Annotated in this window: 12 protein-coding genes; 8 read left to right on the plus strand and 4 right to left on the minus strand. The window is 60.9% G+C overall.

Annotation, left to right across the window (positions count from 1 at the left end; translation table 11 throughout):
- Positions 1-76: 76 nt before the first annotated feature.
- The 5 genes from CTATCC11996_RS19020 (at position 77) to CTATCC11996_RS19040 (ending at position 7,472) form a co-directional block, all read left to right on the plus strand.
- Positions 77-2,644 (plus strand): PAS domain-containing sensor histidine kinase, encoded by a 2,568-nt coding sequence (locus CTATCC11996_RS19020; RefSeq protein ID WP_034349628.1) that lies wholly within the window; start codon positions 77-79, stop codon positions 2,642-2,644.
- Positions 2,641-3,294: a response regulator transcription factor gene (locus tag CTATCC11996_RS19025; RefSeq protein ID WP_003055354.1), complete on the plus strand. Its 654-nt coding sequence runs from the start codon at positions 2,641-2,643 to the stop codon at positions 3,292-3,294. The genes CTATCC11996_RS19020 and CTATCC11996_RS19025 overlap by 4 nt, the downstream gene beginning before the upstream one ends.
- Positions 3,295-3,442: 148 nt before the next feature.
- A complete protein-coding gene (gene folD, locus CTATCC11996_RS19030; protein WP_003079268.1) occupies positions 3,443-4,297 on the plus strand; it encodes a bifunctional methylenetetrahydrofolate dehydrogenase/methenyltetrahydrofolate cyclohydrolase FolD in 855 nt (284 codons plus the stop codon).
- A 203-nt stretch (positions 4,298-4,500) separates the two neighbouring features.
- Entirely contained in the window at positions 4,501-6,552 is a 2,052-nt protein-coding gene (locus CTATCC11996_RS19035) for a M3 family metallopeptidase (RefSeq protein ID WP_003079274.1), read from the plus strand.
- Between the two features lie 221 nt (positions 6,553-6,773).
- Positions 6,774-7,472, plus strand: coding sequence for a glutaredoxin family protein (locus CTATCC11996_RS19040; protein WP_236597841.1), 699 nt, complete (start codon positions 6,774-6,776; stop codon positions 7,470-7,472).
- A 119-nt stretch (positions 7,473-7,591) separates the two neighbouring features.
- Here CTATCC11996_RS19040 and rpiA read toward each other — a convergent pair whose 3' ends face one another.
- Positions 7,592-8,290, minus strand: a complete 699-nt coding sequence (rpiA, locus tag CTATCC11996_RS19045) for a ribose-5-phosphate isomerase RpiA (protein WP_012838302.1) — start codon at positions 8,288-8,290, stop codon at positions 7,592-7,594.
- Between the two features lie 34 nt (positions 8,291-8,324).
- On the opposite strand from rpiA, the gene CTATCC11996_RS19050 reads away from it, so the two are divergent.
- Positions 8,325-9,383, plus strand: a complete 1,059-nt coding sequence (locus tag CTATCC11996_RS19050) for a quinone-dependent dihydroorotate dehydrogenase (RefSeq protein WP_003079281.1) — start codon at positions 8,325-8,327, stop codon at positions 9,381-9,383.
- Positions 9,384-9,461: 78 nt separating this feature from the next.
- On the opposite strand, the gene CTATCC11996_RS19055 is transcribed toward CTATCC11996_RS19050, so the two are convergent.
- From CTATCC11996_RS19055 to CTATCC11996_RS19065, 3 genes are read right to left on the minus strand one after another with little or no spacing between them, the layout of a single operon-like run.
- Positions 9,462-9,836 (minus strand): hypothetical protein, encoded by a 375-nt coding sequence (locus CTATCC11996_RS19055; protein WP_003079284.1) that lies wholly within the window; start codon positions 9,834-9,836, stop codon positions 9,462-9,464.
- A gap of 1 nt (position 9,837) precedes the next feature.
- Entirely contained in the window at positions 9,838-10,239 is a 402-nt protein-coding gene (locus CTATCC11996_RS19060) for a phage holin family protein (protein ID WP_080569903.1), read from the minus strand.
- Between the two features lie 25 nt (positions 10,240-10,264).
- Positions 10,265-10,576: a DUF883 domain-containing protein gene (locus tag CTATCC11996_RS19065; RefSeq protein WP_003079290.1), complete on the minus strand. Its 312-nt coding sequence runs from the start codon at positions 10,574-10,576 to the stop codon at positions 10,265-10,267.
- Positions 10,577-11,172: 596 nt separating this feature from the next.
- Between CTATCC11996_RS19065 and dsrO the strand changes: the two genes are divergently transcribed.
- Positions 11,173-12,021: a sulfate reduction electron transfer complex DsrMKJOP subunit DsrO gene (gene dsrO / locus CTATCC11996_RS19070; protein ID WP_003079293.1), complete on the plus strand. Its 849-nt coding sequence runs from the start codon at positions 11,173-11,175 to the stop codon at positions 12,019-12,021.
- A 13-nt stretch (positions 12,022-12,034) separates the two neighbouring features.
- Positions 12,035-13,075 carry an NrfD/PsrC family molybdoenzyme membrane anchor subunit gene (nrfD, locus tag CTATCC11996_RS19075; RefSeq protein WP_003079296.1) on the plus strand — a complete coding sequence of 347 codons (1,041 nt, stop codon included), beginning with the start codon at positions 12,035-12,037 and terminating at the stop codon, positions 13,073-13,075.
- The last annotated feature ends 88 nt before the right edge of the window (positions 13,076-13,163 follow it).

Here is a 13,163-nt window from a genome sequence, read left to right on the forward strand (position 1 = left end):
GAAGCCTCTATAGATTGTCTTTTACGCGACAGAAATAGTCGCAGATTCCACTGGGTCTCTCCCCTACACTGGAGGCATGCAAACAAGCAATAACGAACGAGAAAAAGAGGATGCAAAAAGCGCGCAATCCGTTGCATCCCCTGTGCGCTGGTGGCGTAGCTGGTGGCGTAGCCTGTCGCCGACTCGGCAGGATCGCTATGCCGCGCTCGCGCCGTTGGCATCCGTGCTGATGTTCATGGCTGCAATCATTGCGTCGTTCTGGTATTTGCGCACGGAAGAAGTGGATCGCGAGCAGGAGGCGCTGCGCCGCGATGTGGAATACGCCCAGCAGCGCGTGCGGCTGCGACTGCTGGAGCGCCAGGAGCAGCTGATGCGCATGGCCCGCGACATCGGCACCCGCGAAATGCGCAAGGCCGACTTCGACGGCCGCACCGAAGCGCTGATCAGCCAGTACCCCGAGCTGCAATCCATCACCTGGATCAACGACAAGCGTCAGGTTTTGTACAGCCAGTCCGCCCCGACAGTGGCCACGGATCAGTTGCGTGCCGTCGGCGAAGGCCTGCATCAGGGCGAAACCCTGCAAGCCTATGAGCAGGCCCGTGAAATGCTGCAGCCCATTTACGTGCAAGAAAGAGCCCAGCCCAACGAGTTGCCTCCGCTGCTGCAGCTGCATGTCCCCATCAGCTCCAACAGCCGCTACCAGGGCGAGTTGTTGGCCGAATTTTCGGTGGACAGTCTGCTGCGCTATGGCACGCCCACGGAAGTGATGGCCCGTTACGCCATCACCATGCGCGACGCCGACAACCATGTGCTGGCCGGCACTCCGCTGGCACCGCGCAAGACGCCCACCGAGCTGCTGCACTGGCGTGCCATTGCAAATGAATACGAAGTGCCAGTCTCCCCTGTGGGCACGGCGCTGATGATGCGCGCCCAGGCCTATCAGACCTCGCTGGGCGTAGTCGGCAGCGGCCTGTTCTGGCTGGTGGGCACCTTGTCGGCCATGACGGCCTGGCTGCTGCTGGCCACCTGGCGCCACACGCGCCGCCGTCAGCGTGCCCAGGAGGCCCTGGTGGCCGAGACCAACTTCCGCCGTGCCATGGAAAATTCCGTGCTGACCGGCATGCGAGCACTGGATCTGCACGGCCGCATCACCTATGTGAACGCGGCCTTCTGCCAGATGACGGGCTGGAGCGAGAAGGATCTGGTCGGCCAGGTTCCCCCCTATTCCTACTGGCCCGACAATGACTACGACAATCTGCATTCGCAGCTGCGCGAAGAGCTGTCGGGCAAGACCATCGTTGGCGGTTTCCAGGTACGTGTGAAGCGCAAGAACGGCAGCCTGTTCGACGCGCGCCTGTATGTATCGCCGCTGATTGATGCCCATGGCCAGCATACGGGGTGGATGTCGTCCATGACGGACATTACCGAGCCCAATCGGATTCGCGAACAGCTTTCTGCCTCGTACGAGCGCTTCACCATCGTGCTGGAAGCGCTGGATGCCTCCGTTTCCGTGGCACCGCTTGGCAGTGCCGAGCTGCTGTTTGCCAACAAGCTGTACCGCCAGTGGTTTGGTTCGCACACCGAAGGGCATCTGCAGCTGGTCGCCCAGGCCGGCAAACTGCCGATTCGCCACCAGCCCGAAGCCGAGAACGAGGACGGCCTCATGGGCTTGCCCACGGATACGCTGACTGCCGCACGCAGCGAGAATGCCGAGATCTTCGTGCCTAGCCTTGGCAAATGGCTGGAAGTCCGTTCGCGCTATCTGAGCTGGGTGGACGGCCGTCTGGCCCAGATGGTGATTGCCACCGACATCACCCAGCGCCGCCTGGCCGAGGAACAGGCTGCGGCCCAGGCCGAAAAGGCCCAGACCGCCAGCCGCCTCATCACCATGGGCGAGATGGCATCCAGCGTGGCCCACGAGCTCAACCAGCCCCTGACCGCCATCAGCAATTACAGCTCGGGCATGCTGACACGCCTCGAAAACGGCACGCTTACACCCGAGCAGATGAAGTTCGCACTGGAAAAGACAGCACACCAGGCCCAGCGTGCCGGACAGATCATTCAGCGCATCCGCTCCTTCGTGAAAAAGAGCGAGCCCAATCGCATGCTGGCCCAGGTGGGCGAGATGGTGAGTGAGGCGCTGGAACTGGCCGGTATCGAGTTGCGCCGCCGCAATGTGCAGCTGACCTCGCATATTGCCGAACGCATGCCGCCGGTAATGGCCGATGCCATCCTCATCGAGCAGGTCCTCATCAATTTGATGAAAAACAGTGCTGAGTCAATTGATATGTCCGACCGCCCGCTGGGTCAGCGCAATGTGGAATTGCGCGTGCGCCCCCAGGTCTTTGAAAGCCTGCCGGGGGTGGAGTTCACCGTGGAAGACACGGGCAAGGGCCTGCCGCCGGAAGTGTTGGAACACTTGTTCGAAGCCTTCTTCTCCACCAAGAGCGAAGGCATGGGCATAGGCCTGAACCTTTGCCGCTCGATTGTCGAATCACATCAGGGCCGAATGCATGCCGAGAACCTCTACAATGGAAGCGAAGTCACTGGTTGCCGGTTCTCATTCTGGCTACCGTTGGCAACGGGTGTGGAGACGACAACACTCACCACGACAAGCGAACCCATAAAGAGGACGATTGCATGAGTTTGATTCCCAAAAAAGGCACTGTTTACGTAGTTGACGACGACGAAGCAGTCCGTGATTCGCTGCAATGGCTGCTGGAAGGCAAGGACTACCGCGTGCGTTGCTTTGACTCAGCCGAGACCTTTTTGTCGCGCTATGACCCGCGTGAAGTGGCCTGCCTGATCGTCGACATCCGCATGGGCGGCATGACCGGTCTGGAACTGCAGGACCGACTGATCGAGCGCAAGTCTCCTCTACCCATCGTCTTCATCACCGGTCACGGCGATGTGCCCATGGCTGTGAACACCATGAAGAAAGGCGCACTGGACTTCATCCAGAAGCCTTTCAACGAGGAAGAACTGCTGGGTCTGGTCGAGCGCATGCTGGATCACGCCCGCGAGGCCTTTACCGGCCACCAGCAGGCCGCCAGCCGCGATGCGCTGCTGGCCAAGCTCACGGGCCGCGAAGCTCAGGTGCTCGAGCGCATCGTCGCCGGCCGCCTGAACAAGCAGATCGCCGACGATCTGGGCATCTCCATCAAGACCGTGGAAGCCCACCGCGCGAACATCATGGAAAAGCTCAACGCCAATACCGTGGCCGATCTGCTCAAGATTGCGCTGGGCCAGGGCCAGACCAGCGCTGCGGCCAAGGCGGCAGCTGCCGTCAATTAAGTGCTCCCCGCGAAATTGGAAGCCATTCCAATCGCGAGATAATCCTAGGAGCACTGGCCAAGCCTCGCGCTTTAGCCAACTCCTATTCTGATAGCTGCTAGTGCTTGTACATCAAGGGCTAGCAGCATTTTTTATTGGTACTCCAGCAATGACAGCCCAACTCATCGACGGCAAAGCACTCTCCGAACAACTGCGCAAGGAAGTCGCCACACGCGCGGCAGCACTCAAGGCCAAGGGCATCACGCCCGGCCTAGCCGTAGTTCTGGTGGGCGACAACCAGGCCTCCCAGGTCTATGTGCGCAACAAGGTCAAGGCCTGCGAAGACGTGGGCTTCCACTCGGTGCTGGAAAAGTACGATGCCTCCATGACCGAAGCCGAACTGCTGGCACGTGTCGAAGCGCTGAACAACGACCCCAGCATTCACGGCATTCTGGTGCAGTTGCCCCTGCCCAAGCACATCGACGACCACAAGGTCATCGAAACCATCTCCCCTGCCAAGGATGTGGATGGCTTCCACGTGGCCAGCGCCGGCGCACTGATGGTCGGCGAAGTCGGCTTCAAGGCCTGCACGCCCTATGGCTGCATGAAGATGCTGGAATCCATCGGTATGAAGGATCTGCGCGGCAAGCACGCCGTGGTCATCGGCCGCTCCAACATCGTGGGCAAGCCCATGGCCATGATGCTGCTGGCCGCCAACGCCACGGTCACCGTCACCCATAGCGGCACCGCCGATCTGGCTGCCATGACTCGCCAGGCCGACATCATCGTCGCGGCCGTGGGCAAGGTCGACGTGCTGACCGCCGACATGGTCAAGCCCGGTGCCGTGGTCATCGACGTGGGTATGAACCGCAACGCCGAAGGCAAGCTCTGCGGCGATGTTGACTTCAACGGCGTCAAGGAAGTGGCCGGCTACATCACCCCTGTGCCCGGTGGTGTCGGCCCCATGACGATTACCATGCTGCTGGTCAACACCATGGAATCTGCGGAACGCGCTACGCGCTGACCCCCCCTGAGGCGCTTTCGCGCCTTCCCCCTCTCTATTCGGGAGGGGGACGACAGCATCGCTGCGGGGCGGCCCTTGCTTGCTGTCTCTGGCTTAAAACCAGCACAGCGCGCTTCTGACCAATGGCTGACGCTATGACTGCCATAGCAAATATTGCCGTGGCAGTGCTTGATTTTCCCGACCTTGCCGGCACCTAATACAGCATGAGCAATCCACTTCTCGAATCCTCCTCCCTGCCCTTGTTTGACCGCATTCAGCCTGCGGATGTGGCACCCGCCATCGACACTTTGCTGGCCCGTGCCAGCGAGGCGCTGGAGACCGTGGTTGCACCGGACTTCCCCGCACAGTGGGAAGCCATCTCTGCCGTGCTGGACGTGGCGACCGAAAGGCTTGGCACCGCCTGGTCGGCCATCAACCATCTCAACAGCGTGGCCGACACCCCCGAGTTGCGTGCGGCCTATAACGAAGCCCTGCCAAAAGTCACCGAGTTCTGGACCAATCTGGGCGCCGATGAGCGCCTGTATGCCAAGTACAAGGCCATTGACCCGGCCAGCCTCAACAAGGAACAGCGCGCCGCCTGGGACCATGCCATGCGCGGCTTTGTGCTCTCCGGTGCAGAACTGCAGGGCGCTGCCAAGGAACGCTTTGCGCAGATTCAGGCACGCTCTGCCGAGCTGGCCCAGAAATTCAGCGAGAACGCGCTGGACGCCACCGATGCCTTTGCCTACTACGCCAGGCTCGACGAGCTGGACGGTGTTCCGGCCGATGTGATCGCCGCGGCCAAGGCTGGCGCCGAAGCCGATGGCAAGGAAGGCTACAAGCTGACGCTTAAGATGCCCAGCTATCTGCCCGTGATGCAGTTTGCCAAGAGCAGCGCACTGCGCGAGAAAATCTATCAGGCCTATGTGACCCGAGCTTCCGATCAGGCCGAGGGCGATGGCAAACGCTTTGACAACACTGCCGTGATGAAGGAAATCCTCGCGCTGCGCCTGGAAGAATCCCAGTTGCTGGGTTACAGGAACTTCGGCGAAGTCTCGATCGTGCCCAAGATGGCCGATTCGCCCCAGCAGGTCATTGACTTTCTGCGCGATCTGGCGAAACGTGCCCGTCCCTATGCCGAAAAGGATGCAGCCGATCTGCGTGCCTTTGCCAAGGCTGAACTCGGCATTGCCGACCCGCAGCCCTGGGACTGGGCCTTCATCGGCGAAAAGCTCAAGGAAGCCCGCTACTCCTTCAGCGAACAGGAGCTCAAGCAGTACTTTCCGGCCCCCAAGGTGCTGGCCGGCCTGTTCAAGATTGTCGAAACCCTGTTCGAAGTCTCCATCCGCCGCGATGAAGCTCCGGTCTGGAACCCCTGCGTGGAGTTCTACCGGATCGAGCGCTCCACCGCACAAGGCCCTCAGCTGGTCGGCCAGTTCTATCTGGACCCTCAGGCGCGCAAGGGCAAGCGCGGCGGCGCCTGGATGGATGATGTGCGCACGCGCTGGCTGCGCCCCGACACCCATAAGCTGCAAACACCTGTGGCCCATCTGGTCTGCAATTTCGCGTCCGGCGTGGACGGCAAGCCCGCGCTGCTCACGCACGATGACGTGATCACCCTGTTCCACGAAACCGGCCACGGACTGCACCACATGCTCACGCAGGTCAACGAACGCGATGTCTCGGGCATTGCTGGCGTGGAATGGGATGCGGTCGAACTGCCCAGCCAGTTCATGGAAAACTTTTGTTGGGAATGGGATGTGCTCAAGCACATGACCGCCCATGTGGACACGGGCGAGGCCCTGCCCCGCACGCTGTACGACAAGATGATTGCCGCCAAGAACTTCCAGTCCGGCATGCAGACCCTGCGCCAGATCGAGTTCGCGTTGTTCGACATGTTGCTGCACACCGAGCACAACCCGGCAGACGACTTCATGGCGCTGCTGAACCAGGTGCGCGCCGAGGTGTCCGTGCTGCAATCGCCAGCCTACAACCGCATGGCCCACACCTTCAGCCATATCTTTGCCGGTGGCTATGCCGCCGGTTATTACAGCTACAAATGGGCCGAGGTGCTGAGCGCGGACGCCTATGCGGCTTTCGAAGAAACCATGCTGGCCGATGGCTCGCCCAACCCCGAGACCGGCCGCAAGTACCGCGAGTCGATCCTGGCGGCCGGCGGCAGCCGCCCTGCCATGGAATCCTTCAAGGCTTTCCGTGGTCGCGAACCACAGATTGACGCCCTGCTGCGCCACCAAGGCATGAGCCAGGCCGCCTAAGTTCTTGTGCGGCCTCTCAAAAAAGCGCCCCTCCAGGGCGCTTTTTCATGCCCGCGACTGCGAGCAGAAGGCATAGACTGACACTGGCTGACTTGCGCACCGGGACCAGATCAAGACAAACCGGAGTCTGGCTGCAGACAGACCTTCATGCAGGCTATGCTCTGCCCATTGGCGTTCGCGCCCTCAGACCTCTTCATTGCACTTCATTGATCAAGATTGAGATGCCACGATCTTTCATTGCCCGGCCTTCGGCCGAGAAACCGACTTCACGCAACGCCCTGCTACTGACGATGCTTGTGGCCGCCTTTGCCGCATTGGCGGGCGGAGTCAGCCAGGCCCAGAACCTTTATCGCAGTGTAGGCCCCGATGGGCGAGTCACTTATTCCGACCGGGCCATCAGCCCCAACGCCAAGCCCAGCGCCGAAGCCGTGAGCAATGCCGATGGCCCGGCGTCTACGGCCAACGTGCAGCTGCCTTACGACTTGCGCCAGACGGCCAACCGTTACCCCGTCACGATCTATACGGGCAAGGACTGCGGCCCGTGCGACGAGGCTCGGTCGCATCTGCAGAACCGCGGAATCCCGTTCAACGAGCGCACCATAGATACCAGCAGCGATGTTGCAGCGCTGCGCAAGCTCAGCGGACAGGACAACCTGCCCTTTGCCACCATCGGCAACCAGCACCTCAAGGGCTTTGGCGCCGACAGCTGGGACCAATACCTGAGCGCCGCAGGCTACCCCAAGCAGCCCCAGTTGCCGAAGAACTACAAAGCCCCCGCTGCCAAGCCCTTGACCGTACCGGCGCCAGCCGCGACCGATGCGGTCAAGCCTGCAGAGCGCCCCGCTGCACGCATCACGGCGCCCGCAGCCCCCGCCCCGGGCGCACCCACACCCGACAACCCCGCAGGCCTGCGCTTCTAGAATTCATGAACTTCAATAAAATCAGGCTCTAACGCTTACCCATCAAGCGCTAGCAGCTATCAATTTCATAAAAAAAGCCACCTGCACAAGCAGGTGGCTTTCGGGCAGCTGCTTGCTGCTTAGTATTCCAGCGTCTGCACGCCTTGCGCGGTTCCCAGCAGGCAAACCGCAGCCTTCTGATGGGCAAACACGCCGACGGTCACCACGCCTGGCCACTGGTTGACTTCGGACTCGAAGGCCAGCGGCTCGGCGATCTTCAGGCCGCGGACATCCAGAATATGCTGGCCGTTGTCGGTCACCAGCGGCGCTCCATCCTTCATGCGAATTTGCGCCGTCACGTCAGCGCCCATGGCTTCGAAGCGACGGGCGATCTGGGCAGCTGCCATGGGAATGACTTCCACGGGCAGTGGAAAATTGCCCAGCACTGGCACGCGCTTGGATTCATCGGCAATACAGACAAAACGTTGAGCCAGCGCCGCCACGATCTTCTCGCGCGTCAGCGCCGCACCGCCGCCCTTGACCATATGGCCCTTGCCGTCGATCTCGTCGGCACCGTCGATATAGACAGCCAGGCTGGTGACTTCATTGGCATCGAATACCTTGATGCCCAGGGCCTTCAGGCGCTCGGTACTGGCCACGGAGCTGGAAACGGCGCCAGGAATCTGATCCTTGATGGTGGCCAGTGCATCAATGAATTTGTTGACCGTGGAGCCTGTGCCCACGCCCACAATTTCACCAGCGACCACATATTTCAGGGCAGCTTGTCCGACCAAAGTTTTCAGTTCATCTTGAGAAAGAGGTGCAGCAGATGTCGTCATGAGGGAAAATCCAGGTAATCCAGCGATTATCTCCATGTCTCTTATTCCTTACTCACTGACGCGTCCTATTCTTTTCGGCATGGACCCCGAAGCGGCCCACGACCTCACCATGAACTTCATGGCCAAGGGTCAAAATACCTTGCTCCAGAAAGCCTGGGCGCGCCCTCTGATCAGCGACCCCATCGAGCTGGCGGGCCTCAAGTTCCCGAACCGCGTCGGCATGGCCGCCGGCCTGGACAAGAATGCACGCTGCATCGATGCGCTGGCCGCCATGGGGTTCGGCTTTGTGGAAGTGGGTACCGTCACGCCCCGCCCCCAGCCCGGCAACCCCAAGCCCCGCATGTTCCGCATTCCGGAAAAGAACGCGCTGATCAACCGTCTGGGCTTCAACAACGAAGGCCTGGATGCTTTCCTGGCCAATGTGCGTCGCTCGCAGGTGCGTGCAAAAGCAGGAAACAATGGCGGCGCCATGCTGCTGGGCCTGAACATCGGCAAGAACGCCACAACCCCCATCGAAGAGGCCACCAGCGACTACATCAAGGCGCTGGACGGTGTTTACCCTCATGCCGACTACGTGACGGTCAACATCAGTTCGCCCAACACCAAGAATCTGCGTGCGCTGCAAAGCGACGAAGCGCTGGATGCTCTGCTGGGTGCTGTCGCCAATCGCCGCGAACAGCTTTCCAGCCAGCATGGCAAGCGCACGCCGGTGTTCGTGAAGATCGCTCCCGACCTCGATGAAGAGCAAGTCGGCGTGATTGCGGCGACGCTGGAGCGCCACGGCATGGATGGCGTGATTGCCACCAACACCACCATCAGCCGCGACGCCGTCAAGGGGCTGCCGCATGCCGAAGAAGCCGGCGGCCTGTCCGGCGCGCCCGTGCTCGAAGCCAGCAACCAGATCATTCGCCAGCTGCGCTCAGCCCTTGGCAGCCGCTTTCCCATCATTGGCGTGGGCGGCATCCTCAGCGGTGCCGACGCCGTGAGCAAGATCCGCGCGGGCGCCGATGTGGTGCAGATCTACAGCGGCCTGATCTATCGCGGCCCCGACCTGGTCACCGAAGCAGCCCAGGCCATCGCTCATATGCACTGAGTTTGACGCGTGGCCTGGCCGCGCCAAAAGAAACAGCCCGTCATGCCTGAGCCTGACGGGCTGTTTTTTCATGCCCCTTCAGCCGCGTGTACGTTGCTGCAGTTTGAGGATCCAGGGCAGTGCTGCGCTACCCCAGCGAATCAGCTTGCGTGGTCCCAGAACCATGAGCAAGCCACCCGCTGCCGCAGTTGCCAGTGGATGCAGGCGAACAAAAGACAGCAGCCGCTCAGGCAAGGGAGCCTCCGCGTCTACATGCGGAGTTTGCGTAGTGCGCAAGGCGAGTGCCTGCGCCTTGGCCGTGGCTCGGGCCTTGACGCGCGCGCGTTGCTTGGCAATGCGCGACAGCACCAGCTTTTGCTCGGCGGTCGCTTCATCCCAGAGCAGAGCATCCATGTCTGCGGGCTTGATGGGCTCCAGCTCTGTGGATCGCGAATCGGGAGAGATCCTGCTCATGCTAAATCCTCTCCTTCAGCGCTTGCCAATCCGATTTGAGCTCGCGCCGCGTGAGCCTGAAAGGACTGGAGAGTTGATTGACAGCTGCCAGCAGTCGCCACAGCCCCAGGCCCCAGACCAGAACCCAGCCACCGACCAGCAGCCATGCCACCAGCCGACGATGCTCGCTGTCCCAGAACTGCACGAGCACAGCCATGGACAGGACGATGAGCACGACCACGGTGAGTGCACCCAGCACAATGGCCAGCACCGCCAGCACTTGCATGCTGCGCTTGTGCTGCTGCCACTCAAGCTGGGCAAGATCAACCCGATCTTCGGCCGCGATCGCGGCCTCGTTCAGATTGGCACGCCAGCGCTCCAGCAGGGAATCAAGACCTAGTAGTGAAATCAAATTCACAGGCACTTGTCCTTTTGCAGCTCAGCAATGCTTAGCGACGACCCAGCATGAAACCCAGCAGTGCACCCACTGCCAGCGCGGCACCGGCGACGCGCCAGGGTTCGTCATGAGCGTAACGATCCGCCACATCGGCAGCTTCACGTGCCTGGCGAGCGGCATCCTGAGCCGCACGCACGGCAGACTCGCGCACGTTGGCCATGCCGTCGTCGATGCGCTGACGAAGCACGCCGATTTCAGGAAGCTTGTCCAGTTCACGGGCAGACAGCAGACCACGCAGATCGCTGACCAGTTTTTCCAGATCGTCTTGGGCGGTGGAAACGGCGTCGGAAACAGAGCGTGACATATCGATCCTTTCAATGTGACGAAATTGGAATATCGCATGCACTTTGCAGTGCACCAAGATAGCTGCGAGACAGCAAGCATCAGGGCCGGCCGCTCATAAAACCTGCAGCATGTGAACATCTTACAGAAAACGCACCGCCTCTAAGAAACTCGCGGGCCTGCAGCACTGTCGGACAGCAGCGAAACTGCCTTGCGTCAAGGACATACAAAGCCACCCAAGGCTCCAAACCGATCTGTTTGCTGCAGCAGCCGTTGCGGTGGCGCAGCACATCGAACTCAGACTGCGCTCAGGCACGCCATGTATGCATCAGCTTGATCTCCAGAACTTGCCACCAAGTAAAGCCGATTACATACGGCAACACACCGATTGCTTAACAGTTCATTAATAAAGTGACTGCATGCTCGGCGGCAAGTCATCTTCTCGCGAGATTTCCATTCAAAAAAACTCCTGGGCAAGCGAAGACTTGACTCAAATCAAGTGACACAAACGGCAACTTTCATATAGTCAATTAGACATAAAAGATATTAATTTAATACTATTTTGTGTTTAAGGCATCGGGGTTTTCTGGTGCCAGTGCGACGATGAAAGGAAGGGCCATGCCACTTCAGAAACGAGAATTCTCCGACTGCTCAACCAGCAGCTCGGACTGCACCTGCAGCACCCCATCCATTGCCCGGACACCTCAGCAGGCAGTGACAGCGCCCACCAAGCGCGGTTTTTTGCAGGACTTGATTGCCATGGCCGCCAGCTTCGGCGTTGCGGGCAGCGCCCGCGCAGCGCTGCCCGGCGACCCCAGCTTCCAGCCCCTACGCCGACCCGGCATGGAAGGCAAGCGCTTCGGCATGCTGGTCGATATGCGCAAGTGCATTGGCTGCCAGGCCTGCACAGTGAGCTGCTCGGTCGAAAACCAGCCCCCTATCGGCCAGTTCCGCACCACGGTGCTGCAGTACGAGATCGACCAGGCCGGCGACACGGCTGCCGCTATGGTCAGTCTGCCGCGACTGTGCAACCACTGCGATGAACCGCCTTGCGTGCCCGTCTGCCCGGTACAAGCCACATTTCAGCGCACCGACGGAATCGTTCTTGTCGACAACGAGCGCTGCGTAGGCTGCGGCTATTGCGTACAGGCCTGCCCTTACGACGCACGCTTCATCAATCACGAAACGCAGACCGCCGACAAATGCACCTTCTGCGAACACCGCCTGGAAGCCGGTCTGCTGCCCGCCTGCGTGGAAAGCTGCGTGGGCGGTGCGCGCGTGATTGGCGACCTGAACGACGCACACAGCGAAATCAACCAGCGCATCAATGCTCACAAGGACGAGATCAAGGTCCTCAAACCCGGCATGAAGACCAAGCCGCATGTCTTCTACATCGGCCTGCCCGATGAGTTTGTGAACGGTGTCGATGGTCAGGCCACGGTTCGCCTTGTTGCCGAACATCTGTGAAAGGAGTGCCCTCATGCAAATCATTGAACTCCTGACCCCAGCCTACGAAGCGGCATGGCTGCCATGGGCCGTGCAGTATTTCTTTCTGGTCGGCATGGCCACGGGGGCCGCACTGCTGACTTCGGCCTGTGCGTTCGGCCCGGCCCGAGGCTTGCTCCAACGCCTGTTGCCCACTTCCGTGCTGGTGCTGGCCGTGAGCGCAATTGCCGCACCTATCGCCCTGCTGGCCGACCTGCACCAGCCAGCGCGCTTCTGGCATTTCTATGCCCACCTCACACCCTGGTCGTGGATGAGCCTGGGTGCCGTGCTCATGCCCACGTTTGTCGGGCTATGCGTGTTGATGTGCGCGCTGTGGTGGCTGGGCAAGCACAGGTTGATGCGCCTTCTGGTGCCTGTACTGGTGCTGTCCACACTCAGCATCGTGGTCTACACGGGCGCCGAAATCATGGTCATCCGCTCGCGCCCGCTGTGGAACACGCTGTGGGTACCGATCAATCTGGCACTCAGCGGCTGGCTGGCCACCGTGGGCATGGGCTTTGTGCTCTACCGCTTTCTGCCCCGAGCCTTGCAGCCTGATGCAGCAGCCCTGCATGGGCTGCGCCATCTGGGCCTGTGGCTGGCCACCGGCCTGATTGCCAGCGCCCTGACCTGGGGGATTGCCGGGATCGCAGGCCAGAGCCCTTCATTTGACATGGCGGTGCGCCTGTTCAATGAATTCCCTGTCTGGCGCATCTCCATGCTGGGCTCGGCCATGTTTGGCGCAGCCGTGGTGATCGCCCTGCTGCGCGGCGAGCATCGTCTGGCAGCCAAGGGCTACACCCTGGTGCTGGGCGCCGGCCTGACAGCATCGGCATGGGCCTTCCGCTGGGCACTGTTCATGGGCGTGCAGGGCGTGCCCAAGTTTGGCGCAGGCCTGTATCTGTACAGCATGCCTCTGGGCGGTGAAGGACTGATGGGCATGCTGGGCATGGCTGGCCTGTGCGTGGCACTGGTTGGGCTGGCCACCTGGGCGCTGGAGCTGTTCCCGGCTCGCAAGCCCGCTAGCGCCGCCTAGAAATCAAGCCAAGTACGTATACAACGCAATACCCGCAGGCGCCAGCAGCTATCAAAACCATAGAAATGCTGCAGCGCTTGCCCTTCCC

The sequence above is a fragment of the Comamonas testosteroni ATCC 11996 genome, assembly GCF_000241525.1.
Classification (GTDB): Bacteria; Pseudomonadota; Gammaproteobacteria; order Burkholderiales; family Burkholderiaceae_C; genus Comamonas; species Comamonas testosteroni.

What these genes read in the sequence shown, in the direction of transcription:
- CTATCC11996_RS19025 (WP_003055354.1), top strand. Translation starts at nt 2,641, where the DNA reads ATGAGTTTGATTCCCAAAAAAGGCACTGTTTACGTAGTTGACGACGAC.
- CTATCC11996_RS19040 (WP_236597841.1), top strand. Translation starts at nt 6,774, where the DNA reads ATGCCACGATCTTTCATTGCCCGGCCTTCGGCCGAGAAACCGACTTCA.
- CTATCC11996_RS19035 (WP_003079274.1), top strand. Translation starts at nt 4,501, where the DNA reads ATGAGCAATCCACTTCTCGAATCCTCCTCCCTGCCCTTGTTTGACCGC.
- rpiA (WP_012838302.1), bottom strand. Translation starts at nt 8,290, where the DNA reads ATGACGACATCTGCTGCACCTCTTTCTCAAGATGAACTGAAAACTTTG.
- CTATCC11996_RS19020 (WP_034349628.1), top strand. Translation starts at nt 77, where the DNA reads ATGCAAACAAGCAATAACGAACGAGAAAAAGAGGATGCAAAAAGCGCG.
- folD (WP_003079268.1), top strand. Translation starts at nt 3,443, where the DNA reads ATGACAGCCCAACTCATCGACGGCAAAGCACTCTCCGAACAACTGCGC.
- dsrO (WP_003079293.1), top strand. Translation starts at nt 11,173, where the DNA reads ATGCCACTTCAGAAACGAGAATTCTCCGACTGCTCAACCAGCAGCTCG.
- CTATCC11996_RS19065 (WP_003079290.1), bottom strand. Translation starts at nt 10,576, where the DNA reads ATGTCACGCTCTGTTTCCGACGCCGTTTCCACCGCCCAAGACGATCTG.
- CTATCC11996_RS19055 (WP_003079284.1), bottom strand. Translation starts at nt 9,836, where the DNA reads ATGAGCAGGATCTCTCCCGATTCGCGATCCACAGAGCTGGAGCCCATC.
- nrfD (WP_003079296.1), top strand. Translation starts at nt 12,035, where the DNA reads ATGCAAATCATTGAACTCCTGACCCCAGCCTACGAAGCGGCATGGCTG.
- CTATCC11996_RS19050 (WP_003079281.1), top strand. Translation starts at nt 8,325, where the DNA reads ATGTCTCTTATTCCTTACTCACTGACGCGTCCTATTCTTTTCGGCATG.